Origin of the sequence: Thermococcus sp. Bubb.Bath, assembly GCF_012027595.1 — an archaeon.
In the GTDB taxonomy this organism is placed as follows: Archaea; Methanobacteriota_B; Thermococci; order Thermococcales; family Thermococcaceae; genus Thermococcus.
This window is the reverse complement of sequence record NZ_SNUR01000002.1, coordinates 334,229-357,032: the sequence shown is the minus strand read 5'-3', so window position 1 is coordinate 357,032 and position 22,804 is coordinate 334,229. Positions and strand designations below refer to the sequence as shown.

23 protein-coding genes and 3 tRNA genes are annotated in these 22,804 nt (G+C 52.8%); 14 read left to right on the top strand and 12 right to left on the bottom strand.

The window, feature by feature from the left end:
* Nucleotides 1-209: 209 nt before the first annotated feature.
* The 3 genes from E3E29_RS07210 to E3E29_RS07200 all read right to left on the bottom strand — a co-directional run bounded on the left by E3E29_RS07210 (nucleotide 210) and on the right by E3E29_RS07200 (nucleotide 1,401).
* Nucleotides 210-297: transfer RNA gene (locus tag E3E29_RS07210), tRNA-Leu, on the bottom strand.
* A gap of 36 nt (nucleotides 298-333) precedes the next feature.
* The gene (gene rpiA, locus E3E29_RS07205) at nucleotides 334-1,020 is read right to left on the bottom strand and encodes a ribose-5-phosphate isomerase RpiA (RefSeq protein WP_167910260.1); all 687 of its coding nucleotides are present in this window, start codon (nucleotides 1,018-1,020) and stop codon (nucleotides 334-336) included.
* Nucleotides 1,021-1,032: 12 nt separating this feature from the next.
* Nucleotides 1,033-1,401, bottom strand: a complete 369-nt coding sequence (locus E3E29_RS07200) for a hypothetical protein (RefSeq protein WP_167910259.1) — start codon at nucleotides 1,399-1,401, stop codon at nucleotides 1,033-1,035.
* A gap of 207 nt (nucleotides 1,402-1,608) precedes the next feature.
* Here E3E29_RS07200 and minD point away from each other — a divergent pair, with 207 nt between their 5' ends.
* The 9 genes from minD (at nucleotide 1,609) to E3E29_RS07155 (ending at nucleotide 10,173) form a co-directional block, all read left to right on the top strand.
* Complete coding sequence (gene minD, locus E3E29_RS07195; RefSeq protein WP_167910258.1) at nucleotides 1,609-2,388, top strand: cell division ATPase MinD; 780 nt, start codon at nucleotides 1,609-1,611, stop codon at nucleotides 2,386-2,388.
* Nucleotides 2,389-2,393: 5 nt separating this feature from the next.
* Complete coding sequence (locus tag E3E29_RS07190; RefSeq protein ID WP_167910332.1) at nucleotides 2,394-2,642, top strand: hypothetical protein; 249 nt, start codon at nucleotides 2,394-2,396, stop codon at nucleotides 2,640-2,642.
* A 121-nt stretch (nucleotides 2,643-2,763) separates the two neighbouring features.
* On the top strand, nucleotides 2,764-3,003 hold the full coding sequence (locus E3E29_RS07185) for a hypothetical protein (RefSeq protein WP_167910257.1): 240 nt from the start codon (nucleotides 2,764-2,766) through the stop codon (nucleotides 3,001-3,003).
* 83 nt (nucleotides 3,004-3,086) lie between these two features.
* Nucleotides 3,087-4,598, top strand: coding sequence for an AMP phosphorylase (locus tag E3E29_RS07180; RefSeq protein WP_167910256.1), 1,512 nt, complete (start codon nucleotides 3,087-3,089; stop codon nucleotides 4,596-4,598).
* Nucleotides 4,599-4,902: 304 nt separating this feature from the next.
* Nucleotides 4,903-5,106 carry an archaeal histone HpkA gene (hpkA, locus tag E3E29_RS07175; RefSeq protein ID WP_167910255.1) on the top strand — a complete coding sequence of 68 codons (204 nt, stop codon included), beginning with the start codon at nucleotides 4,903-4,905 and terminating at the stop codon, nucleotides 5,104-5,106.
* A gap of 82 nt (nucleotides 5,107-5,188) precedes the next feature.
* Nucleotides 5,189-6,463 carry a TIGR04013 family B12-binding domain/radical SAM domain-containing protein gene (locus E3E29_RS07170; RefSeq protein WP_167910254.1) on the top strand — a complete coding sequence of 425 codons (1,275 nt, stop codon included), beginning with the start codon at nucleotides 5,189-5,191 and terminating at the stop codon, nucleotides 6,461-6,463.
* A gap of 78 nt (nucleotides 6,464-6,541) precedes the next feature.
* Nucleotides 6,542-6,934, top strand: coding sequence for a toprim domain-containing protein (locus tag E3E29_RS07165; protein ID WP_167910253.1), 393 nt, complete (start codon nucleotides 6,542-6,544; stop codon nucleotides 6,932-6,934).
* Nucleotides 6,931-8,361, top strand: a complete 1,431-nt coding sequence (gene dnaG, locus E3E29_RS07160) for a DNA primase DnaG (RefSeq protein WP_167910252.1) — start codon at nucleotides 6,931-6,933, stop codon at nucleotides 8,359-8,361. Before E3E29_RS07165 ends, dnaG begins: the two co-directional genes overlap by 4 nt.
* 90 nt (nucleotides 8,362-8,451) lie before the next feature.
* Nucleotides 8,452-10,173, top strand: a complete 1,722-nt coding sequence (locus tag E3E29_RS07155; RefSeq protein ID WP_167910331.1) for a glutamate--tRNA ligase — start codon at nucleotides 8,452-8,454, stop codon at nucleotides 10,171-10,173.
* Between the two features lie 68 nt (nucleotides 10,174-10,241).
* Here the strand turns inward: E3E29_RS07155 and E3E29_RS07150 are convergent, their stop codons facing one another.
* The 3 genes from E3E29_RS07150 to E3E29_RS07140 form a co-directional block, all read right to left on the bottom strand.
* Complete coding sequence (locus E3E29_RS07150; protein ID WP_167910251.1) at nucleotides 10,242-11,528, bottom strand: sodium-dependent transporter; 1,287 nt, start codon at nucleotides 11,526-11,528, stop codon at nucleotides 10,242-10,244.
* A 136-nt stretch (nucleotides 11,529-11,664) separates the two neighbouring features.
* Nucleotides 11,665-14,157, bottom strand: coding sequence for a maltodextrin phosphorylase (malP, locus tag E3E29_RS07145; RefSeq protein WP_167910330.1), 2,493 nt, complete (start codon nucleotides 14,155-14,157; stop codon nucleotides 11,665-11,667).
* Between the two features lie 96 nt (nucleotides 14,158-14,253).
* A complete protein-coding gene (locus E3E29_RS07140) occupies nucleotides 14,254-16,125 on the bottom strand; it encodes a phosphoenolpyruvate carboxykinase (GTP) (RefSeq protein ID WP_167910250.1) in 1,872 nt (623 codons plus the stop codon).
* Nucleotides 16,126-16,282: 157 nt separating this feature from the next.
* Here E3E29_RS07140 and E3E29_RS07135 point away from each other — a divergent pair, with 157 nt between their 5' ends.
* The 4 genes from E3E29_RS07135 (at nucleotide 16,283) to E3E29_RS07120 (ending at nucleotide 17,899) form a co-directional block, all read left to right on the top strand.
* Nucleotides 16,283-16,990 carry a phospho-sugar mutase gene (locus E3E29_RS07135; RefSeq protein WP_167910249.1) on the top strand — a complete coding sequence of 236 codons (708 nt, stop codon included), beginning with the start codon at nucleotides 16,283-16,285 and terminating at the stop codon, nucleotides 16,988-16,990.
* Nucleotides 16,991-17,069: 79 nt separating this feature from the next.
* Nucleotides 17,070-17,684, top strand: coding sequence for a dTMP kinase (gene tmk / locus E3E29_RS07130; RefSeq protein ID WP_167910329.1), 615 nt, complete (start codon nucleotides 17,070-17,072; stop codon nucleotides 17,682-17,684).
* A 51-nt stretch (nucleotides 17,685-17,735) separates the two neighbouring features.
* Nucleotides 17,736-17,813: transfer RNA gene (locus E3E29_RS07125), tRNA-Ala, on the top strand.
* 8 nt (nucleotides 17,814-17,821) lie between these two features.
* Nucleotides 17,822-17,899: transfer RNA gene (locus tag E3E29_RS07120), tRNA-Val, on the top strand.
* A 492-nt stretch (nucleotides 17,900-18,391) separates the two neighbouring features.
* On the opposite strand, the gene E3E29_RS07115 is transcribed toward E3E29_RS07120, so the two are convergent.
* The 4 genes from E3E29_RS07115 to E3E29_RS07100 form a co-directional block, all read right to left on the bottom strand.
* Nucleotides 18,392-18,877: a DUF835 domain-containing protein gene (locus E3E29_RS07115; RefSeq protein WP_167910248.1), complete on the bottom strand. Its 486-nt coding sequence runs from the start codon at nucleotides 18,875-18,877 to the stop codon at nucleotides 18,392-18,394.
* A 294-nt stretch (nucleotides 18,878-19,171) separates the two neighbouring features.
* Nucleotides 19,172-19,570, bottom strand: coding sequence for a methylmalonyl-CoA epimerase (gene mce, locus E3E29_RS07110; RefSeq protein WP_167910247.1), 399 nt, complete (start codon nucleotides 19,568-19,570; stop codon nucleotides 19,172-19,174).
* A 4-nt stretch (nucleotides 19,571-19,574) separates the two neighbouring features.
* The gene (gene meaB, locus E3E29_RS07105; protein ID WP_167910328.1) at nucleotides 19,575-20,531 is read right to left on the bottom strand and encodes a methylmalonyl Co-A mutase-associated GTPase MeaB; all 957 of its coding nucleotides are present in this window, start codon (nucleotides 20,529-20,531) and stop codon (nucleotides 19,575-19,577) included.
* 38 nt (nucleotides 20,532-20,569) lie between these two features.
* On the bottom strand, nucleotides 20,570-20,998 hold the full coding sequence (locus E3E29_RS07100; RefSeq protein ID WP_167910327.1) for a cobalamin B12-binding domain-containing protein: 429 nt from the start codon (nucleotides 20,996-20,998) through the stop codon (nucleotides 20,570-20,572).
* 120 nt (nucleotides 20,999-21,118) lie between these two features.
* On the opposite strand from E3E29_RS07100, the gene E3E29_RS07095 reads away from it, so the two are divergent.
* Complete coding sequence (locus tag E3E29_RS07095; protein ID WP_167910246.1) at nucleotides 21,119-21,775, top strand: PHP domain-containing protein; 657 nt, start codon at nucleotides 21,119-21,121, stop codon at nucleotides 21,773-21,775.
* A 41-nt stretch (nucleotides 21,776-21,816) separates the two neighbouring features.
* Here the strand turns inward: E3E29_RS07095 and E3E29_RS07090 are convergent, their stop codons facing one another.
* Both E3E29_RS07090 and E3E29_RS07085 read right to left on the bottom strand, forming a co-directional pair.
* Complete coding sequence (locus tag E3E29_RS07090; protein ID WP_167910326.1) at nucleotides 21,817-22,377, bottom strand: Maf-like protein; 561 nt, start codon at nucleotides 22,375-22,377, stop codon at nucleotides 21,817-21,819.
* Nucleotides 22,378-22,396: 19 nt separating this feature from the next.
* Nucleotides 22,397-22,765 (bottom strand): hypothetical protein, encoded by a 369-nt coding sequence (locus tag E3E29_RS07085; protein WP_167910245.1) that lies wholly within the window; start codon nucleotides 22,763-22,765, stop codon nucleotides 22,397-22,399.
* Between the last annotated feature and the right edge of the window lie 39 nt (nucleotides 22,766-22,804).

The following is a 22,804-nucleotide window of genomic DNA, read 5'->3' as shown; positions in this document are numbered from 1 at the left end:
TGCACTCTTTTTGTGACCCCTTAAAGAAGGGTTTTTAACTCTAAAAGTAGTCTTTCAAGAAGTTTGTTTTTTGTTCTGGCGTCCGAAGGACGCCTTGAGGAGAGCAAACCCTATGAAACGACAATTTTGTTGGTAAACCCCCTCGAGAATTTCCTTTTTTAGAAAGCACGCAATCTTTCCGCCAGCGCTTTCGTCAGAAAGGGCTGTTGTGGTGCGGGGGACGGGATTTGAACCCGCGAACCCCTACGGGACGGGACCCTGAATCCCGCGCCTTTGACCAGGCTCGGCAACCCCCGCGTCGCCACTCGATGAAGGCAGGGCGAACTTATAAACTTAACGTTCCAGCCGCCTTACCCCCTCTGGGGTACCCACCAGCACAACGTCGGCTATATCGGCGAATATTCCGTTCTCAACCACTCCAGGAATGCTGTTGAGCTCCATCTCCATGTCAAGTGGGTCTTCTATCATCGCGAAGCGTGCGTCGAGGATGAAGTTCCCGTTGTCCGTAATCACGGGCCCGTCCTTCTTGACCGCCATCCTCAGCTCAGCCTCTGCGTTGAAGACCTCAAGCTCCTCCGCTATTGCCCTCCACGCTGCAGGAATTACCTCTATTGGGACGGGCATCTTCTGGCCGAGTCTCTCCACGAGCTTGCTCTCATCGACGAGAACCAGAAAAGTCCCGGCCCGGTACTCGATTATCTTCTCCATTGTGAGCGCAGCACCGCGGCCCTTTATCAGGTTGAGTCCTGGATCAACCTCATCCGCACCGTCGACGGCCAGGTCTATGGCGTCTACTTCCTCCAAAGATACTATTGGTATCCCCGATTCGATTGCAAGGAGTCTAGATTGATGGGAAGTTGGAATCCCGTATATTTCAAGCTCCTCCTCCATGACCTTCTTGCCGAGGAGCCGTATGAAATGGGCCGTCGTTGAACCCGTCCCGAGACCCACTACCATATCGTCTTCAACGAAGGAAAGGGCCTCGCGCGCGGCCGCCTTCTTAATCTCTTCAACGCCCATGACAATCACCCCTCAAGTGCTTACGTTAGTCCCATTCATCATGTGGGAAAGCAGGCTCTTGTCATTGTACGGAACCGGCGTGAAGTGGATTCCCACCGTATAGACAAGCATCGTGAAGTAGAGCCAGAACAGGAACCAGCCCCAGAAGGCCTTCTTCAGGATTGCACTCCTGAGCTGGTTGCCTTGGAGCCCCTTGATCTCCTCAGGGAGGTCACCTCTAAGTATGAGTTTGACGAAGACGTCGGTAACCACGTACAGGAGGGCACCTATTATCCACGCGGCCCGTGATTCCACGGAGAGTGCGCCGCTGATGGTTCCAGTGATGGCACCCCAGAGGTAGACTACCAGTGCAAATTTTTGGTCTGCTCGCACTTCTCTCACCCACCCTAGCTTTTTCTTTGACTTTAAAACCTTTGTCCGTCGTCAGGGTCACCTTTTCCATTCATCCTGAAGAAAGTAAAACTTGGAAAACCATAAAAACCACAAAAGATAAAAGCTCAAAGGTCAAAAGAGGCCTATGTAGAAATGCGAGGGCTCGCGACACGGATAATTTAGTCGGAGTCAAATCTGAGTATGGGGGTGTAACTCTTGGAGGGCCGTTCAATCGTTTTTGCATCTGGAAAAGGTGGAACCGGAAAAACAACCACCGTGGCGAACCTGGGTGTGGCGCTGGCCCAGTTTGGCAAGGAGGTCATCCTAATAGACGCGGACATAACTATGGCCAACCTGAGCCTCGTTCTCGGAATGGAGGACATACCAATAACGCTCCACGACGTTCTCGCCAGAGAAGCGGACCTCAAAGATGCTATATATGAGGGGCCCGCCGGTGTCAAGGTTATTCCTGGTGGCCTAAGCCTTGAGAAGGTCAAGAAGGCCAAACCCGAGAGACTGAGGGAAGTCATACGCGAAATAAGCCAGATGGCAGATTTCATACTCATCGATGCCCCTGCTGGTCTGGAGATGACGTCCGTCACCGCTCTGCTCATCGGTAAGGAGCTCATAATCGTCACCAATCCTGAGATTTCTGCAATAACCGATTCCCTCAAGACCAAGCTCATAGCCGAGAAGCTCGGAACGTTGCCTCTCGGAGCGATCCTCAACAGGGTAACCAACGAGAAAACCGAGCTCAGTCCGGAGGAGATAGAGGCAATCCTGGAGGTTCCAGTCCTGGCCATGATACCGGAAGACCCGGAGGTCAAACGTGCGAGTGCCTACGGTGTTCCGCTAGTCGTTAAGAACCCGACTAGTCCAGCTGCAATAGCGATAAAGCAGCTCGCGGCCAAGCTTGCAGGCGTTAGGTGGGAAGCACCACAGCCTGAGAGCCCGATAAAGAGGGTCTTCAAGGCAATATTCGGCGGCAAGAGGTGATGGCAATGAACGCAGCGTTGCTCTACGCTCTCGTTATTATACTAGTGTTCGTCAACCTTCTCCTGTTCATGCTCTACCTCTCGTCCAAGAGGAACCCATACTCCGTGGTCTACGATGAAGAGACTAAGAGCGCCCTCAAGAGGCGTGTTACCAACCTTAAAGAGGAGCTTGAGGACGAGCTGGTGGACTTCGACGTCGAGGAGTGGGAGAAGGAGCTCGAAGAGAGTATTGACGAAGAGGTAAAGAACCTCTGATGGCCTTCTCTCCTTTTGATTCCTTTTCTGATTTAGTCCTTCTTGCGGTCTTTCACAGAGGTTGAAGGCATGCGTTAAACTTTTAAAGTCACCCTTTGTTATTAATCCGGGGGTGAGACGCATGAGGGTGCGTCTCGGATACCCCGATAGACTTCTGGTGGTGGATGGAAAGACGGTTTATCTATTCAAAAAACGCCTCTACAGCGCCCCGCTGGAGGAGATAACGAAATGGGTACGTGGGGAGGAGGCACTTCTGCCACCTGTCATGAGGGAAGTCGCCATCGATGTTGTCAATGCACTGGAGTTACTTCAGAAGACGAGAGTTTACAGTAGCGGAACCCCCAAAGCTGCGGTAACTTAATCCACTTCTTTTCTAAAATCGAAGGAGTTAAAAGGGATCCCATCCAAGAGAAGTGATACCACAGAGTTGATGGAGGGAATAAAATGAAGGCAAAGGTTAGGATACTGGATGTGTACAGCGGCAGGTACTCTGTATTCATAAACGCAGAAGAGGCCAAGAAAGCCAAACTCCACCCTGACGATCTGGTGAAAATAGAGTCGGGGAAGAAGACAGTCTTCGGGAGCCTCGTTATAAGTGACCTCGTTGGTCCTGGTGATGTGGGGGTTAGCAGGGATGTGCTACAGCTTCACAACCTGGCCGAAGGAGAGATAGTGGGAGTCTTCCCGGCAGGAATCCCTGAGAGCGTCCGCTACATCAAGAAGAAGATGCACGGTGAGAAGCTCAGGAAGGTTGAGATAGAAGCTATAGTCAGGGACATCGTTGACAGGAAACTCAGGGACATTGAGATAAGCTCTTTCGTGACGGCCCTGGAGGTAAACGGCCTCGACATGGACGAGATAGCTGCCCTGACCATAGCGATGGCAGAGACTGGAGACATGCTCGATATCGACAGGAAGCCGATAATGGACGTCCACAGCATAGGTGGCGTTCCAGGAAACAAGACCAACATCCTCGTCGTCCCGATAGTAGCAGCGGCAGGCCTTACGATCCCGAAGACAAGCTCAAGGGCAATCACCAGCGCCGCAGGAACAGCGGACGTTGTCGAGGTCTTCGCAGACGTAAGCTTCTCATTGGATGAAATAAAGCGTATAGTTGAGAAGGTTGGGGCCTGTCTGGTCTGGGGAGGTGCCCTCAACCTCGCACCTGCTGACGACATAACGATTAAGGCCGAGCGCGCCCTCAGTGTTGACCCTACTGGACTCATGCTCGCCAGCATCATGTCAAAGAAGTACGCAATGGGCAGCCAGTACGTCCTCATTGACATACCAACGGGAAGAGGAGTGAAGGTGGAAACCGTTGATCAGGCTCGCTCCCTCTCAAGAGACTTCATAGAGCTCGGAAAGAGGCTTGGACAGTACGTCGAGGTGGCGGTTACTTACGGCGGCCAGCCGATAGGCCACACAGTCGGTCCCTCCCTCGAGGCTAAAGAGGCCCTCACCGCACTAATGACAGGAAAGGGGCCGGGAAGCCTCATAGAGAAGGCCACGGGACTCGCGGGTATACTCCTTGAAATGGGTGGAGTCGCCCAGGAAGGTAATGGAAAGAAAATGGCCAAGGAAATCCTGGAGAGCGGCAAGGCATGGGAAAAGATGAAAGAAATCATAGAGACACAGGGCGGAGATCCCAACATCAAGCCCGATGACATACCAGTGGGCGACAAGACCTACACATTCACCGCGACCACCAGCGGCTACGTGACGGCAATCGACAACAGGGCAATAACCGGAATCGCCAAGGCCGCGGGGGCACCTGAAGACAAGGGCGCTGGACTAGAACTCTACGTCAAGGTCGGTGAGAAAGTAAAGGAGGGCGACCCACTGTTCACGATACACACGGAGAGCGAGGCAAGGCTCGACCAAGCGATAGTGTTTGCTAGGAGAACCGAACCAATACGAATAGAGGGCATGGTTCTGCAGAGGATAGGGAACATCTGATTCCCATTATCCTCTTTTTGGCCCTATTCTTGTAAGCTCCCCTAATTCCAAATAAGCCCTAATGGGAAACGATTATTCAATTTCTACCGGGCCACTATTACACAAATCCTCCAATTTGAATATGGGGCGGGTATTGGGTATATGGCAGCGGATTCTTTTTTCTCAAAACTTTTTTTTCGTGATAGGACGGGCCTACCTCTCAAAATAGCCCGTTCAGACCCACTATCCCCCCGTTTTACCGAAAGGTTTATATACCTCCAATTGCTAAAAGACTAATGAAAAACCCTTTGTGGAGGTGTAGCAAATGGCCGAGTTGCCGATTGCCCCGATAGACAGATTGATTAGGAAGGCTGGCGCCGAGAGGGTCAGCGAGGACGCCGCCAAGGTTCTCGCCGAGCACCTTGAGGAGTACGCCATCGAGCTTGCCCGGAAGTCCAACGAGTTCGCCAGGCACGCTGGCAGGAAGACCGTCAAGGCCGAGGACATCAAGCTCGCCATAAGGGCCTGAAGGCCTTTTTGACCTTTTTCTGCTTTTGTATTCCTATTTCTGTACCGTTACCGTTTTAAGCCCCTCCCATCCTCAAGCTCCCATGCCGGATATAGCCATCAGAATGACCAAACGCAACTACAACGCCTTCGTTCATCTCCTTGGGGCCCTGGAGGGTCAGGGATTTGACCTCGGAGAGCTTCTCATCACGAGGGACTTCAGAGAGATACTCCAAGCAAAGCCAAAAGTCGTCCTCTACTCCTTCTTCACAGAAGAAATCTGGGGCTCTCTTCCGGAGGAGGTTAAACTTCTCAATGAACGAGGCTCACTTCTCGTAGCCGGAGGCTACCACGCGATAGCAATGCCCAAACACACCCTCAACCAGCTCGGCTTTGATATAGCAGTTATCGGCGAGGGGGAAGAGGTCCTCTACCAGCTCCTCACAGCTCTCAAGAGGGGGGGTTATAAAATCACAAAGGAGCTGGCCAACATCAGGGGTCTCGCGTTCTACCTCAACGGGGAGTTCACATTTACTGGCTTCGCGAAGGTCGAGGACTTCTGGCGCTTTCCCCCGTATCCAGAAAGCGTGAGGCTGATTTCGCCGATAGAAATAACCCGCGGCTGTCCCTTCGGCTGCTACTACTGCCAGACTCCCTACATTAAGGGCCTCCGCATGAGGCACAGGCCGATAGACCAGATAGTGAGGTATTCAAGAAGAATGAAGGACATGCGCTACATCACCCCCAACGCCTTCGCCTACGGCAGTCCCGGCGCAATATTGAAGCTCGACAAGCTCGAGGCCCTGCTTAAAGCCCTCCAGCCCCTGAGGAAAGAAGGTAGGAGGCTCTTCTACGGCACCTTTCCAAGTGAGGTAAGACCAGAGTTCGTCCTACCCGAGACGCTGGAACTGCTCATAGACTACGCTGACAACAGGAGACTGGCCATAGGCGCCCAGAGTGGCGACGACGCCATGCTTAAAGCAATGCACAGGCTTCACAGGGTCGAGCACGTTCAGCGGGCCGTTGAGTACATGCTTGAGTACGGTTTCGAGCCGGTTGTGGACTTCATAGTTGGCCTGCCTCATGAGACAGAGGAAAGCCAGAGAAAGAGCATCGAGCTTATGAAGTGGATAATGAGAAAAGGCGGGAAGGTTCGCGCCCACTACTTCATGCCCCTGCCCGGAACGCCGTGGTCGCGCTGCAAACCCTCCCCCCTGAGTGACGAGATGAAGAAGTTCCTCGGAAGGATGGCCGCGAAGGGGAAGATAGAAGGTTCATGGGGCAACCAGATAGAGCTCTCCAGGAAGCTTCAAAAGCTGATGGAGGGGTTCTACGAGGAGCCAATGAGCCACACTGTTCCGGTGAGGAACGTCTGCTAAATCACCTCTCATTGATATCGGCTGAAGCCACAACCCAAAACCTTATAACGCAATTGAGTATTTCCACGCGGGGAAGTCATGTATCCCGAAAACTATAAAAGGTTCCTGGAGCTTATAGACACACTGCGAGAGTTTGAAGGGGCCATCATAGTTGAGGGCCCGCGAGACGAGGTGGCTCTGAGGAATCTGGGGGTCAGAGCGGAGATAATAAAGCTCTCACGCTTGCCGCTTTCCGAAATCGCGCTCACTGCATCACAATATCGTGAAGTCATGATACTTACGGACTTCGACAGAAAGGGGGAAGAGCTGGCAAAGAAGCTCCTCTCCTACCTCTCGGGTTATCCCTGCAGGGTGGACTCAAGGACAAGGAAGGAGCTCAAAAAACTTGCCAAAAAGGACATAAAAGGCATTGAAGATCTCTATGGTCTTTATCTCTCCGTTTCTGGCCCCCGATTGGAGGGGTTTCAATGAAGAGAAAGAAGAGTGTACTTCACCAGATCCTCTCGGAGAAGAGGAAAGCAGAAAAAGTAAGGGGTGGTAACATGTCAGCTAAAGATGAGTTCGGAACCACAAAATACATAATCTACGCTGAATTTGAGGCAAACGGTGTTGTTGAAAGACCGGATGTTGTCGGCGCTATTTTTGGTCAGACGGAAGGACTCCTCGGGGACGATCTCGACCTGAGGGAGCTCCAGAAGACCGGAAGGATTGGAAGGATAAGGGTTGAAGTTCACACGAAGGCCGGAAAGACCTACGGGACTATAACTGTCCCATCGAGCCTTGACAGAGTTGAGACGGCTATTCTCGCGGCGGCGCTTGAGACGATCGACAGGGTAGGACCCGCCGAAGCGGGCATCAAAGTTCTCCGCATAGAGGACGTCCGCGCCACCAAGAGGAAGTACATCATAGAGAGGGCAAAGCAGATACTCGAGGGCCTGATGGAGCAGGAGATTCCGGAGACCCAGGAGCTCACGGAGGAGGTCAAGAAAGCCGTGAGGGCGAAAGAGCTCATAGAGTACGGCCCCGAGAAGCTTCCAGCCGGACCGCACGTTCCGTTCTCTGACTCAATCATAGTTGTCGAGGGCAGGGCAGACGTCCTCAACCTGCTTAAACATGGGATAAAGAACGCCATAGCTGTTGAAGGGACATCAATTCCAGAGACCATCATAAAGCTCAGCAAGGAGAGGATCGTAACCGCCTTCACTGACGGCGACCGCGGTGGCGAGCTGATACTCAAGGAGCTGCTCCAAGTTGCCGATGTGGACTACGTGGCCAGGGCCCCCGAAGGAAAGGAAGTCGAGGAGCTCACCAAGAAGGAGCTCGTTAAGGCTCTGAGGAGCAAGATACCAGCGGAGCAGGTCATCACCGAGATGTTTTACAAGGGCAAGAACTTCTACGACATACTGAAAGAGAAGGCGGAAGAAAAGGAGAAGCCGACGACGCACAGGGAAGTGAAGCCACCCACATCGGCGCCGGCACCAATACCGCAGCCAGAACCAGTTAAAAGAGAGGCACCTACACACCCGCCACAGAAGCACGAACCTCCCCAGAGACCCCCGGTCCAAAAGCCCGCGGAGGAGTCAAAGATCATAAGGCCCATCCAGGGAGGAAAAAGCGAGGTCGGGAAGTTTGAGAACTTCATCGAGAGGGTGAAAAAGGAGCAGACAGCGGTTCTTCTCGACGAGAACATGAATGTCATAGCTGAGATACCTGTCAGGGACCTGCTGAGTACGATAACCTCAAAGGACGGTGTCCACGCGGTGGTCTTCAACGGCATCATAACCCAGCGGCTTATCGACATAGTCAGTGAGAAGGGGGTAAAGTACCTGGTCGGTGCCAGAAAGGCCAACGTGGTAAGGAGGCCGATAGACCTCAAGATAATCACCTTCGCCGAGTAAAGGGCGCTCTTTTCACCTTCCCTTTTGTCCTCCTTTTGAGTCTCGAATAACTTTATAACCGCCCGTCCCGTTCTCTCCCCGGTGAGGAAGATGAACCTGGAGGAAACTGTGCTTAAGTACGCTCTCATAAACGCTTACCAGCACGGCGGGAAGGCCAACTCGAAGGCTGTCATAGGAAAGGTCTTGGGCGAGAACCCCAAGCTCAGACCGAGGGCCAGGGAAATAATACCCCTTGTTAACGAGGTGATTGAGAAGGTCAACTCCCTTTCTCCAGGGGAGCAGGAGGCAAAGCTCCGGGAGATTTATCCAGAGTTCTTTGAGGAGAAGGAGGAAAAGAAGGAGGAGAAAAAAGGCCTCCCACCCCTCCCCAAGGCGGAGAAAGGAAAGGTCGTTACGCGCTTTGCTCCAAACCCCGACGGCGTCTTCCACCTCGGAAACGCAAGGGCCGCTATCCTGAGCCACGAGTACGCGAGGCTCTACGGGGGCAAGTTCATACTAAGGTTTGACGACACAGACCCCAAGGTCAAGAGACCAGATCCTATATTCTACAAGTGGATTCTCGAAGACCTCGAATGGCTCAACATGAAGCCGGACGAGGTTCACATTGCGAGTGACAGGCTTGAACTCTACTATTCATACGCTGAGAAGCTCATAAAGATGGGCAAGGCATACGTGTGCACCTGTCCGCCCGAGAAGTTCCGCGAACTCCGGGATAAGGGAATAGCCTGCCCCCACCGCGAGGAACCACCGGAGATTCAGCTCGAACGCTGGAGGAAGATGCTGAACGGGGAGTACAGGGAAGGCGAGGCCGTTGTCAGGATAAAGACCGACCTCAACCACCCGAACCCAGCCGTCCGCGACTGGCCCGCACTCAGGATAATCGACAACCCCAACCACCCACGGACAGGGGACAAGTACCGTGTCTGGCCTCTCTACAACTTCGCGTCAGCAATTGACGACCATGAACTTGGCGTTACCCACATCTTCCGCGGGCAGGAGCACGCGGAGAACGAGACGAGGCAGCGCTACCTCTACAATTACCTCGGCTGGGAATATCCAGTGGCGGTTCACCACGGAAGGCTGTCCATTGAAGGAGTCGTCCTGAGCAAGTCCAAGACGAGGAAGGGGATAGAGGAGGGCAGATACCTCGGATGGGACGACCCGCGGCTTGGAACAATCCGGGCACTCAGGAGGAGAGGGATACGACCTGAGGCAATAAAGGAGCTCATAATCAAGGTGGGGATAAAGACAAGCGACACAACCGTAAGCTGGGACAACTTAGCCGCAATAAACAGGAGGCTGATAGAGCCAATAGCCAACCGCTACTTCTTCGTCGCGGACCCTGTTCCGGTGTACATTGAGGGCTATGAGGAGGAGTTCACGGCGGAGATACCTCTTCATCCCGACCACCCTGAAAGAGGAATGAGGAAGCTCAAGTTCGAGCCAGAAAAGCCGGTCTATGTTTCGAAAGACGACATGGGGCTCTTCAAGCCTGGTAACTTCGTCCGCCTCAAGGATCTCTTCAACGTGGAAATCCTCGAAGTGAGCGAGCAGGGCATAAAGGCCAGATTTCACAGTGTTGAGTATGAGGTGGCCCGGGAAAACCGCTGGAGGATGGTTCACTGGATAACAGAAGGGAAGTCCTGTGAGGTTCTTATTCCAGAGGGTGAGGAGCTTCTCGTAAGGAGGGGTCTCCTGGAGAGCGACGCAGCCGTTAAGGTCGATGACGTTGTTCAGTTCGAGCGCGTTGGCTTCGTCAGAATAGATGCCGTAGAACCGGAGAGGATAGTGGCGATTTTTGCCCATAGGTGACCGTTTCTTATTTTTTATTTCGAGGATCAAGAAGGGGGCAAAATAAGAAAAAACAAACCCAAAAAAGCTCATTCTCCCCTCGGGATGATGGTGTCGCCAAAGAAACCAAAGAGCACAACAAGCACCGCCAGTATCGCTGAACCAATGTATATCCCGCCTTTTCTGAAGAGGTCCACTATGGCGTAAAGGCCTCCTCCCGCAAATATGGCTATCATGATCCAAGCAAACGCGGTCTCAGGGCCGGAGGCACCCTTCTTAATCGTCAGCACTGAATAGAGCTCAAATATGGCAGTGAAAAACAGTGCGGCGCTGACTGCGTTGAGGACCATCTCCGCGGCGCTGGGTGGCGCATCAACTATGGCGAGAACTGCCACGATTCCCGTCAGGTAAAGAGCGGCTCTGTTCCTGCCAACCCTGAAGGAGGATTCCATGATTTGGAGGCCAACCTCTGCAATCGGGAGGATACTTGTGAGACCAGCCATGAAGACGGAGAGGGCAAAGAGACCTAGAAGCAGGGGATGAGCCGAAAGAATATTCGGCAGGTTTTTCATGACGTTAATGGCCGCTTCGTTTCCCCCGTAAACGTACTTAACCAGCCTCCCAGGTGATGTTGGGGCCAGTCCGTAGATAACAATGACAGCCGAGAGGAAGCCGATGATAACCTGAATCACCACTCCAGTACCGATGATGAGCTTGCTGTTGAAGCGCTCGTTCATAAAGCTTCCCAGCATTAGGTAAAAGGCAAATCCAAGACCAATTCCATATATGGCCCTTGATGCAGTGTCTTTGATCATTTCAGGGGTTATTCCATGACTGGACGTGGCCATGTGCTTCGCCAACGCCAAGAACTCGGCGGTGCTTGGTATCGTAAGCTTGAATGCAACTGCGGTGACAGTTATCGCTAGAATGAAAAACAGTGCTCCACCAGCCATTATCAAGAACGTCTTATCCTTGGCACGCGTGAGGATTACGTAGACTATCGCCAGCATTGTAAAAGCTGCGATTAATCTTCCAGCGATTCCCGTCCCGACAACGGGCCCCAGGAACACCAGCATTGTGTTGGCGGTGTAGTACGACAGGAACATCAGGATAACGACCAAGATAGTCAGTATCATGGCCGGCCGCTTCGTCACCTTCCTGTAGAGCTCTGCGAAGTGATAGCCGGATTTCATTACCTTCTCGGCCTCAATAATGGCCACGTATGTCAGTATGGCCAAGAAGATCAGGTGTAGGACAAGGCCTGTCATTCCATACTCAAGCCACATCTGGGGAAACAGCCCTATAGTTCCGATTCCAGTTGTGAACCCAGCTACGAGGGCTATTAGATACAGCGTCCACTTTCCAATTTGATCCATTTGAACACCCCCTGATTTTCTTCAGAAGTTCATGCTCGTAATGTTTAAAACTATTGCTGTTCTTAATGAGACAATATTGACGCGATAGAAACCATTCAGAAAAACAAAAAACAATATGAGAAACGGAAGGTTAAATTCAGTCCAAACCCTTCCACTTTACCAGACCCAGAAGGAACCTATGCGGAAGCTTCTCGTGGTGTGGATGAATCCTCACCGCGTAGTGCCAGCATGGGTCTCCAAGGTGTCTCAGGGCGTTGCCCTCGTAGACGTAGAGCCACTCGTTCTCCCCGACTTTCTCGGAATGTCTCAATTCAAGGATGTGAGGCTTCTCTATATCATACCCTTCCGCCCTGACACCGTAGTAAAGCTCGACTTCAACGTCGTCCGGTCTAATGCCGTCAAGGTAGGCCCTTATCTCCAGCCGGTTTCCTTCTACCTTGGCATCACGTATCTCGACCTCGTCCCATGAAGTGGTGATCCTGTCCTTCCACGCGGCGATATCCTTGACCCCGCTGTAATTCTCCCTCGTGAGCCAGATATGGTTGCTCATAGCCTTGGAATAAAAGCGGTCCATGTACTCCTTGACCATCCTGTGGGTGCTGAAGCGCGGGGCTATGCTCTTTATGCTCTCCTTCATCATGTATACCCAGCGAGAATGGTTGTCGTAGTAGGTGGGGACTACCTCCTCCTCAAGCAAGCTGTAGAGGCTCTCAGCGTCCTTAGGGTCGTCCACCTCCGTCTCCGGTTCGGTGGTTTCCTCACCGATCACCCAGCCGTTCTTGCCGTTGTAGCCCTCAACCCACCAGCCGTCATAGATGCTGACGTTCAGGACGCCGTTGAGGCCTGCCTTCATTCCGCTCGTTCCACTCGCCTCCATAGGTCTGCGCGGGTTGTTGAGCCAGACGTCAACGCCGGCTACCATAAGCCTAGCACTTCCCATATCGTAGTTCTCCATGACGAATATCTTGCCCCTGAACTCGGGCATCTTGCTTATCTCGTAAACGTGCTTGAGGAACTCCTTCCCTGCCTTGTCCATGGGGTGGGCCTTGCCACCGAAGACGATATAAACCGGCCTCTCGGGGTTGCTGAGAATCTTCTTGAGCCTTTTAAGGTCGCTCAGGAGGAGCGTTGCGCGCTTGTAGGTCGCGAACCTTCTGGCGAAGCCTATTACAAGGGCGTCCTCATCTATGGCTGGTATCGGGTCGTCTATTCCGAGCCTCCTGTTCCTCTCTATCGCCTTTTTCCTGAGCAGCTCTATGAACTGCCTCTTGGCCTCAAGGTGGGCTTCCCAGAGCTCGTCGTCCGGAATTCTCTCGACGGCGTACCAGATGCCCTCGATGTTGGCGTGTTCGCGCCACACCTTGCCAATGTACCGATCAAAGAGCTTCCTTATCTCGTTGTGAACCCACGTCATGATGTGGACGCCGTTCGTGATTCCCTCTATTGGAATTTCATTGAGCGGAACCCCCGGCCAGAGGTCCTTCCACATTTTCTTGCTCACTTCCGCGTGGAGCTTACTGACTCCGTTGACATAGCTGGAAGTCCTTATAGCGAGGAGCGTCATGTTGAGCTGGTCGCCTTCCCTTCCAAGTTCCAGAAGCTCGTCCCTTCCGTTGAGGAACTTTTCAAGCCTCTTTCTAACCTCCCTAATCGGAAACCTGTCATGGCCCGCCGGAACGGGCGTGTGAGTAGTGAAGACCGTTGTCCCCCTCACGATGCTGAGGGCTTCCGTGAAGGTAAGACCCTCTCCCATATACCAGGTTATCCTCTGGAGGTTTGCAAAGGCGGGATGCCCCTCGTTGAGGTGGATAACCCCCGGCTCGATCTCAAGGGCCTTGAGGAGCATCATTCCACCGATTCCGAGGAGGATTTCCTGCTTTATCCTCTTATCCATCTCTGCGTTGTAGAGGTAGTCGCATATTGTCCTGTCATCGGAGCTGTTCTCTGGAACATCGGTATCGAGAAGGTAGAGCTTGACCCTGCCAACGTTCACCTCGAAAGCCCTCGCGTAGACAATACCCTCCCCAATTGGGACCTCGATGCGGAGCGGCTTCCCCTCCTTGTCAAGAACGGGCTTTATTGGCATCTCCTCCGGCTTGTACTCAGGGAATATCTCAACCTGCCTACCGTCCTGGTCTATCTCCTGCCTGAAATAGCCGTGCTTGTAGAGGAGGCCTATAGCGATGAACGGAAGACCAAGGTCGCTCGCGGTCTTCACGTGGTCGCCGGCGAGGATTCCAAGGCCGCCGGAGTAGATCGGAAGGCTCTTGCTTATGCCGTACTCCATGCACAGATATACAATCGGCTTGTCCCACTTGGGGTAGTTGGTCGAGAACCAGGTCGAGCGCTGGTTCATGTAGGCATGGAACTGGTCCATGACCAGTTCGTAGAGGTTCATGAAGTCGTCGTCGCGGAGGAGTTCCCTAAAGCGGTCCTGTGGGGTATCAAGGAGCAATTTAACTGGGTTCTTATACTCCCTCCAGTGCTCTGGATCGATGTACTCCCAGAGCTTTGTGGCCCTCCTGTTCCAGCTCCACCAGTAGTTGTAGGCCAAATCAACGAGGTCTCCCAAAGGGTACGGGAGCTTCTTCCTTATTTCATCCTCAACGGCGTTTGAAATGTTTACCATGGCCATCACCATGTATCATTTATGGTGATACTGAATATTCCCAAGGCTTAAAAAGTCTTGCCGCTCGACAGATGACGAAAAGGGAGAAAAAAAGACTCACTCGCCCTCAAGGGCGAATGGGCTTATGTAATCACCGTACTTCCCCCTGGCCTCAAGGAGTCTCTTCCTCTCCTCCTCAAGGACTTTGAATAGCTCCTCAGGAACGTTGTCGAGCTTCCTGTAGATTTCCTCGATGCGGTCAATCTTGGCGAGGAGCTCCGGAACCCTTATCTTGAACTGCCTCTCGTAGTCCTCCCTCGTGTATTCCTTGTTGAGAACCTCTTCGAAGAGCCCCACGAGGTCCTCGTACCTCGGGATGTAGCCGATGGGCGTTTCTATCGCGTCGACGTCGCCGTGAACCCTCAGCTCCATCCACTTAAGCCAGACACCTTTGTCCAGCTTGTGGTTGAGCCACATCCCGTCCTCGCGGAGGAAGTAGTTCACTGCAAAAACCTTGGGCGTCTTTTTAACGTGCTTCTCGAACTCAAGGTAGTTCCTGATGTAGTCTCCCAGGTGGACGCTCATGAAGTCTAGGATGGCCATCGGGTTGAAGGCCCTGACCCCTTCCTTGCCAAGAGTTGCCGCGGTGGTCTCGCTCTCCAAGGCGGCACCCATTGTTATGACGCCATGCTTCCAGTCAAAGGCCTCCCTCACCGGCGGCCAGGTGTCGGCATCTCTGCCGCCAAATATCATGCCACCGACTTCCACACCACACGGGTTCTCAAGGGCCTCGAGGTCGGCGTTGGGGAAGTGCTCAAGGGAAACCGTGAAGCGCGCGTTCTTGTGGCTCGGCGGTATCTCGTTGCCCTCTTTGTCCTTCTTTCCGCGCCACCACTTTCCGCTGTGGTTCTCGCCATCATCCGGAACCGGAACTCCCATGTCGTTCCAGTAGGGCTTCCCGTCCTTGACGAGGACGTTGGAGAAGATTATCTCGACGGGCGAGTGGAGAATCCCCCAGATTATCGGGTCATCCTCCGGGTTCACCCCCTGGATGATGCCGAAAACTCCCTTCTCGACGTTCGCCCCCCTGGCAACTCCGTTCACGGGCAGGATAAAGCTCAGGTCGTCTCCCACTATATTCTCCCAGCTTATCATAGCTGTTGAGGTCTTCCCACACATGCTCGGGTAAGCACCGGTAAAGTAGGTTTTTCTGCCGTGCGGGCCGTTTACGCGCATCAGGAACATGTGCTCGCTGAGCCAGCCCTCCTTGACTGCCCTGGCAATGGTGAGGCGGAACGCGGGCTTCTTCAAACCAATCGTGTTGCCGCCGTACTGGGTGTTGACGGAATAAACGGTTTCATCTTCGAGGTCGATGTAAATCCTCCTCTTGTCCAGGTTCTTGCTCGTCTTCCTCTCATCGAGCTCGCCCTCGCTGTGGACGAAGCGGAAAAAGCGCGCACTCCTGCCCAAACGCTTGAACTCCTCGTAGCCCTTCCTGTAGAGGATGAAATCGGAATGAGCAACGTAAGCAGAATCGGTGAGCTGAACGGCTGGAATCGTGAATATTGAGTTCTTAGGTCCGAGGACGAAGAAGCACACGAAGAGCTCCTTACCCCTCATTATGCCCTTCATCAGCTCTCGTATCTCTTTCAAGCCCTCTTCCCTGTCTTTGGTGTTCAGGTATGGGAGGGGCTTTCCGCCTGGGGTGAGGATGGCAGTGTTGGCCTTGTCCCTTGCCTGGTCGTAGTAGTTGTCGTAGTGAACGGTGTGGTTGGGCATCTCCAGCATCTTTTCCTCGCCGTAGTAGAGGGCCTTCCAGCGGACGTAACCCTCGTCCTCTGGGCTGTCCGTGCAGACGAAAACCTTATCTGGTTCGAGCCACTCAATCCATTCCGCCAAGAATTCGTGGAGCTCGGGGTTGTCTATCGCCTTAACCTTCTCGAACTGCTCCGGTTCAAGGAGCTTCTCAAGTCGTTCGAGCGCGTTCATAATATCGCCTCCTATGGGGGTACCCCGGTGTATTAAAATAGTTTGCCGGTAAGTTTAAGTGCCCTGGAGAATAAATACGGACATCGGGCACCACCGATAACCTCAAAAATAGGCAGGACTTTAAACACTCACGGTGATACATAGGGGGTGTGAAAGTATGGAGCTGTACTACTCTGAGAAGTTTAATCCAGAGGAGCTCGCCCTTCTCGGGAGGGCCATTGGAACCGTCGCACACGGGACAACGATAGCCGGGAGAGATGGAAGGGCACTCTCGCGCTATGGGAAGAGAGCTATGGTGGTTGGAATCGTCAGCACTGGGTCCACTACGATGGACGTCCGTCTAATGCCCCTCGTGGCCTTAAAGGACTTCGCCCACAAAAAGGGTCTTCCCATAGCCTACGTCTACTACCATAAAGGAGTCCGCGTGGAAGTGAGCGGGCTCGACGTGGAGGAGATTCAAACCATCCTAGAAACGCGTAGCTTCATCGAGGCCCATCCAAGCGACATCGGGGCAACTGTCTACTACCCAAACGCCCTCGACGACTTCACGAACGACCTCCTGAAGAAGTACCGCCTCAACCTCGGAAAGAAGGTTCTGGTTGATGCCATGAACACTCCTGCGATACTGTTCTTCCCGCGCCTTTCAGATGCGCTGGGCCTAAAAGTCGAGATAATAAACGATATGATGACAAGCTACCTGCCGCCGAAGCCGAAAGAGGTGTTCCTCCACAAGCTGAAAAAGGACGGCTATAATTTTGGACTGCGCTTCAGGCCCGATGGGGTTGTTGAATTCCATAGAGAAGGAGAGGAGGAAGAGTTCTCGAGCATGTGGACGCTTCTGGATTACATCAAAAAGAACGTTTGAGTGCATTTCAATCAAGGTGGAAACCGTTAAAAGGCCACCCATTTACTTCCTCCGTTTTCTGGAGGTGACGGCGGTGGGTATGTTCATAGTCATGGAAGGCATCGATGGCGCTGGTAAATCAACGCAGGCTAAAATGCTGGCAGATTGGTTTGAAAGTAGAGGATATGAAGTTGTTCTCACAAAAGAGCCCACTGACACAGCCTTTGGCAAGCTCATCCGAAGGCTGGTTCTCACGGGTGGAAAGGAGGGTATAATCGACGGGGCCAGGATAAGCCACGAGGCGGAGGCACTTCTGTTCGCTGCGGATAGGGCGGAGCACGTGAAGAAGCTCATAGGCCCCTCATTAAGAGACGGGAAAGTCGTAATATCGGACCGTTATTTCTACTCTTCCCTCGCATACCAGTGGGCCAGGGGACTCGATCTGGAGTGGCTCGTTGATCTCAACAGGTTCGCTATACGGCCTGATCTCGTGATACTCCTCGACCTCCCGGTAAAGGAGAGCATGAAGAGGATAAACGGCAGGAGCATAAAGAGCGAGTTCGACAAGATAGCCGAGCTCCAAAGGAAGGTCAGGGAAAACTACCTGAAACTTGCGGAAATGTTCCCTGAGATGCGCATAGTAAACGCGCAGAACACGGTCGAGGACATTCACAGGGACATCGTGGGGCTCGTCGAGCAGGAGCTCCTCGAATGAAGACACCGCAAAATTTATAAACCCACCTCGATAGGTGATTACGGCGGATGTGGGCCGGTAGCTCAGCCTGGTATGAGCGCCGCCTTGGCAAGGCGGAGGCCCCGGGTTCAAATCCCGGCCGGTCCACCATCCTGGGCGGGCCCGTGGTCTAGACTGGTTATGACGTCACCCTGACACGGTGAAGGTCCGGGGTTCGAATCCCCGCGGGCCCACCACAACAGCCCTTTCTGAAGAAAGCGCTGGCGGAAGAGAAGTATGAGATTCTAACAAGCCCATTTTTCAAGTGGGTTTACTTACTAATTTACCTAAATTCCCGATCTAACAGCAAATTTCTCCAAGAAAATCCCCCTGGAAATGTCACCTCCTAACAGGAACCACAAGCTTTAATGAAACTTTGCTAGCAAAGTTCCAGCACTGGCGGAATTGTTCTAACTGTCTTAATCAATTACTTTGAAAAGCGAATGTCTAATCATACTCGCTTCATTTTTATCAGGATTCACGACTAAAATTCCAGCTTTTTAGGGGTTTACTCAGAGTATAACGCCCAAAGGGTGTTAAAAAGAAAAGCAACCTCCCTATCTGCCAGTTTCTGCAGGAATCTACTTATCACAAAAGCTAATTCTCAGAAGCCATTCAAACTTTTGATGCTTCAGCGCCCCTTACACCAACGTTCAAGTGTCCTAAACAGGCAACAGGAAGAAACCAACCTATGGGAGTCCAAGAACGCGGCGTATGAGGGCCTGCTCCTTGGGACCAAGGGCATCGCTGACTGAGATGTACATCTCAGAATCATGGAGAGCTGCCATGTCCCTAACCTTTCCAAGGAACTTAAGAGTCCCGGTCAGGCCGTTCTCGATGATGAGGTACTCAATTCCATCGAAGACAAGAACGGACCGTCTTTTTGAAAGCTCATTTTCAACCAGGGCCTCAAGACGGTAAAGGGCCCTTGGATTAACGCTGTTCTCATCCTCCACGTCACTCAGCCACACAACGTTCAGATGTCCCTTTGAATCCCTAAAAATCTTGAAGACGAGTTTGGGATGGGTGCGGGTTATTAAAAGGACGTTATTTGAGCTCAGCTTATTTGAGACAAGCTTTCCCAGTGACTCGTGGGGGACCAGGGGTGAGGCTGAGAACTCTGAACCTCTGGAACGTCCCTTGATGTTGATAGAGAATATCATCGCTGTCCTCACCCGGTCATTGTGGTATGACGAATAAGAGTTTAAAACCTTATCGGTTAATTGAAACAGTAGGTCATATAAACTCCAGATAAATACTTCAAAAATGTACATTTTACCTGTGTCAACAAAATACCTCGCAATTAAGATAGGGATATTAACAGAAAGAAACTGGAAGAAACGCATAACAAACGATACAAGTTCAGATTCAAAACATTCCAACATGGCTCTCCAGGGTTCAAGTATGTGCCAAGATTAACCAGCTGATCACAAAAATATACAAAAATATCTGCAAACTTCGAACAAAATTCAATCCCTCTGGCAGAGTTCCAGAAGAACGCCGGTGACCGCCTTTGGGTGGACGAAGGCTATCTTTGCACCGCCCGCGCCGATGCGGGGCTTCTCGTCTATGAGGCGGTATCCCTCCTCCTTAAGGTGCTTGAGGGTCGCCTCAATGTCATTGACGCCGAGGGCCATGTGGTGTATTCCCTCGCCGCGCTTGGCTATGAACTTCGCTATCGGCGAGTCCTCCGCAGTTGGTTCGAGGAGCTCTATCCTGCTCTCACCAACGTGGATTATCGCAGTCCTGACCTTCTGGTCCGGTACTTCTTCAATCTCATCGACCTTGAGGCCGAGGCCTTCCCAGACCTTAATCGCCTCTTCAAGGTTCTTAACGGCTATACCAACGTGGTCTATCTTTTTGAACATACCATCACCTCCCGTCAAAAACTCTCTCCATGACGATGTCCGCGGCAGAGTAAGGGTCTATCTTCCCGGACAGAACCCCCCCGATGAGTTCCTCCGCCTCAGGAGAGTGAAGTCTCTCCTCAACACGGGAAACAACGGAGTCAACCACTATCGCCTTGACTTCCTCAACGGCCCGGAGCCTTCTCCTTTCTTTTAGCCTTCCGCTGGAGAGCATGAAGTCTCTATGCTTCCCAATTGCCTCCCAGAGTGGTCTAACCCCCTTGAGGGTAAACGCAGTGGTTTCAACTATCGGAGGCTCCCATCCAAGCTGCCTCCAGCGGTCGCGCTCGAACTCAACCGCCATCTGAATTTCCAGGTGGAGCATCTCAGTACCTTCCCGGTCAGCCTTGTTTATGGCGAAGATATCCGCTATCTCCATGAGACCGGCTTTCAGTGCCTGAACCTCATCGCCGTAACCTGGGACGAGCACGAGAACCACCGTATCGGCCGTCCTGACGATGTCAACTTCCGTCTGGCCGACACCCACGGTCTCAACGAATATGATGTCGTAGCCAGAGGCGTCGAGCACCTTTATCGCGTCGTTAGTGGCCTTCGCCAGACCACCAAGGGAGCCCCTGGTTGCCATGCTCCTTATGAAAACACCCGGATCAGTGGAGTGCCTCTGCATCCTGAGCCTGTCGCCAAGAAGGGCACCACCAGTGAACGGGGACGTCGGGTCGACGGCTATAACGCCCACCCTGTGCCCTTCGTCGCGGGCGAGCTTTATGAGCTTATCAAGAAGCGTTGACTTCCCGGCTCCTGGTGGACCAGTTATGCCGACGACGTAGGCTTTTCCGGTGTGTGGGTGCACGAGCCGGACTATCTCCCGTGCCTTCTCCTCGTCGTTCTCCACCATCGTGATTAGCCTTGCCACGGCCTTTTTGTCCCCTGCCATGGCATTGTGGACAAGTTCCTCTAGCATCGCCATCACTGGAGAAATTATCCAAAGGGGATATAAAGTTAAGCATTGAACCTCTTGAGGTTCTCGACCGCTCTGTCAACGAACTCTATCGTCTTGCTCAGTGGCGTTCCAGGCCCAAAAACCTCTGCAACGCCCATCTTTTTGAGCTCCTCTGCGTCGTCGGGCGGGATTATTCCCCCTGCGAAAACCACGACGTCCTCGTTCACCTTCAGACCCTTCTCCTCAAGGAGTTTAAGTATCTTGGGAATCAGAACCATGTGGGCACCGGAGAGGATGCTAATGCCAAGAACTGGAGCGTCCTCCTGGATCACCGTCTCAACGATCTGCTCAGGGGTCTGTCTTATACCCGTGTAGATGACCTCGTAACCTGCGTCCTTGAGGGCCCTCGCGACGACCTTTGCGCCGCGGTCGTGGCCATCCAGACCCGGCTTCGCAATGACAACGCGGACTTTCGAGCGCTCGACCATTTTCATCACCGCTTTACTCTCTCCCCCGGAATATTTAAACCTTTGTCAAAGTTCAAGGAGGCACTTTACATTGGATATTTTGTCCAGAAGCTTTTTAATCCCTACCCTTAATCCCAGAATATGCTGGAATTCCCACACGACACCCATACCCACACGGAGTACTCCGATGGTGTAGGTTCAATCCCAGACAACGTAGCCGCGGCAGAGGAGAAGGGGCTCAGACTTCTCGGGATAACTGACCACAGCCACTACCTCGGTCCAAAGAGCCTTAGAAGGTACGTAGCGGATATAAAGCGGTGGGGTAAGGAGTCCGACATAACAGTTCTTGCCGGGATTGAAGGGAACATAATTCCCAGCGGGGTTGACGTGCCGGACTGGGTGGCGGAGAAGCTCGACTACGTTATAGCCAGCGTCCACGAGTGGCTTGAAACTCCGGAGGAGTACCTTGAACTTGTGAAGCTGGCCCTGGTGGATGACAATGTCGATGTAATCGGGCACTTCGGGGCAAGCTTCCAGTACATCGGCTTTCCATCAGTGGAGGAGGTTAGAGAGGTTCTTGAGCTGGCTGAAGAGAACGGAAAGGCGTTTGAGATAAGCTCCCGCTACCATGTCCCGGATGTCGAGTTCGTCGCCGAATGCATAAAGAGGGGGATAAAGCTCACCTTCGCGAGCGACGCCCACTTCCCGGCCAAGGTCGGGATAGTTGGGTGGAGCGAGAAGGTTTTCAAGAATGCAGGGGGAAGAAAGGAGGATCTGCTTTTTGAAGAGTTCTTGTAATAAAAGTTCATTAGTTACCGCGAAGTGTCTTAGAAGTGTACTCAATAAGGCAAGACATTAAAACCAAGCTCCCTGAGCTTCCAGATTATCTCCATCGGAAAGCCGACGACATTGTAGTAATCTCCCCGTATCCTATCCACGAGGAGGCCGCCCCAGCCCTGTATACCGTAGGCCCCTGCCTTGTCCATCGGTTCGCCAGTTCTCACGTAGGCATGGATTACATCCCTGCCAAGCTCTCTGAACTTGACCTCCGTGGTCACGGCGCCCCTATGCTCCTCCCCGCGGTGGACAATGCAGTAGCCGGTCGTCACGTTATGAACTTTTCCGGAAAGCAGCTCAAGCATCTCAATTGCCTCTTCCTCGCTCCGCGGCTTGCCTAGTATCTTCCCTCTCAAGTGCACAACTGTATCGGCGCCCACAACCGTGCCCCCTGTTCGGAGGTAAACCTCTCTGGCCTTCCGGCAGGCGAGCTCAACCGCGTACTCCATCGGGTCGGAGAGGGAGCAGTTCTCATCGGCGTTGCTGGGGACTACCTTGAAATCAGAAATGAAGCGCGAGAGGATTTCACGCCTTCGGGGGGAAGAAGAAGCGAGAACAAGCATGAAAATCACCAAAAAGAGCTCAGGAGAGACATCCTTCTATCTCATCAACAACACACTCAATGTCCCTCTCGAACTCGAAGATGGAACACTTGTTTCCGCTTATGGGCGGGCAGCCCGGTGTTACCTTCCTGAGGCGGAGGTGGAGAAGACCCTCTTTCTCCCCGCTCTTGAGTTTGTAGACGGCGTGGATTTCGTCGCATTCGTCTTTCTCCTCACTGACCTTCTCGACCTCGAATCTGGTCTCCACGGTTTTGAGGATGCCGTTGAAGACCTCCATTGCAACGTCAATGCCGCTGTTCCCTATGACCATGGGAACGCAGACGTGCTGCATGTTGTGCTTATCAAACTTGTGGAACGTTTCGGGCGTGACAACGATGCTGTACTCCATACTATCACCGGAAAAAGTAGGGGGAGCCGGTTAAAAAGC

Excerpts from the sequence above, each read along its gene's own strand:
- rpiA (WP_167910260.1), bottom strand. The coding sequence starts at position 1,020 with ATGGGCGTTGAAGAGATTAAGAAGGCGGCCGCGCGCGAGGCCCTTTCC.
- E3E29_RS07190 (WP_167910332.1), top strand. The coding sequence starts at position 2,394 with ATGAACGCAGCGTTGCTCTACGCTCTCGTTATTATACTAGTGTTCGTC.
- E3E29_RS07185 (WP_167910257.1), top strand. The coding sequence starts at position 2,764 with ATGAGGGTGCGTCTCGGATACCCCGATAGACTTCTGGTGGTGGATGGA.
- E3E29_RS07180 (WP_167910256.1), top strand. The coding sequence starts at position 3,087 with ATGAAGGCAAAGGTTAGGATACTGGATGTGTACAGCGGCAGGTACTCT.
- hpkA (WP_167910255.1), top strand. The coding sequence starts at position 4,903 with ATGGCCGAGTTGCCGATTGCCCCGATAGACAGATTGATTAGGAAGGCT.
- E3E29_RS07170 (WP_167910254.1), top strand. The coding sequence starts at position 5,189 with ATGCCGGATATAGCCATCAGAATGACCAAACGCAACTACAACGCCTTC.
- E3E29_RS07165 (WP_167910253.1), top strand. The coding sequence starts at position 6,542 with ATGTATCCCGAAAACTATAAAAGGTTCCTGGAGCTTATAGACACACTG.
- dnaG (WP_167910252.1), top strand. The coding sequence starts at position 6,931 with ATGAAGAGAAAGAAGAGTGTACTTCACCAGATCCTCTCGGAGAAGAGG.
- E3E29_RS07155 (WP_167910331.1), top strand. The coding sequence starts at position 8,452 with ATGAACCTGGAGGAAACTGTGCTTAAGTACGCTCTCATAAACGCTTAC.
- E3E29_RS07150 (WP_167910251.1), bottom strand. The coding sequence starts at position 11,528 with ATGGATCAAATTGGAAAGTGGACGCTGTATCTAATAGCCCTCGTAGCT.
- malP (WP_167910330.1), bottom strand. The coding sequence starts at position 14,157 with ATGGTAAACATTTCAAACGCCGTTGAGGATGAAATAAGGAAGAAGCTC.
- E3E29_RS07140 (WP_167910250.1), bottom strand. The coding sequence starts at position 16,125 with ATGAACGCGCTCGAACGACTTGAGAAGCTCCTTGAACCGGAGCAGTTC.
- E3E29_RS07135 (WP_167910249.1), top strand. The coding sequence starts at position 16,283 with ATGGAGCTGTACTACTCTGAGAAGTTTAATCCAGAGGAGCTCGCCCTT.
- tmk (WP_167910329.1), top strand. The coding sequence starts at position 17,070 with ATGTTCATAGTCATGGAAGGCATCGATGGCGCTGGTAAATCAACGCAG.
- mce (WP_167910247.1), bottom strand. The coding sequence starts at position 19,570 with ATGTTCAAAAAGATAGACCACGTTGGTATAGCCGTTAAGAACCTTGAA.
- meaB (WP_167910328.1), bottom strand. The coding sequence starts at position 20,531 with ATGCTAGAGGAACTTGTCCACAATGCCATGGCAGGGGACAAAAAGGCC.
- E3E29_RS07100 (WP_167910327.1), bottom strand. The coding sequence starts at position 20,998 with ATGGTCGAGCGCTCGAAAGTCCGCGTTGTCATTGCGAAGCCGGGTCTG.
- E3E29_RS07095 (WP_167910246.1), top strand. The coding sequence starts at position 21,119 with ATGCTGGAATTCCCACACGACACCCATACCCACACGGAGTACTCCGAT.
- E3E29_RS07090 (WP_167910326.1), bottom strand. The coding sequence starts at position 22,377 with ATGCTTGTTCTCGCTTCTTCTTCCCCCCGAAGGCGTGAAATCCTCTCG.
- E3E29_RS07085 (WP_167910245.1), bottom strand. The coding sequence starts at position 22,765 with ATGGAGTACAGCATCGTTGTCACGCCCGAAACGTTCCACAAGTTTGAT.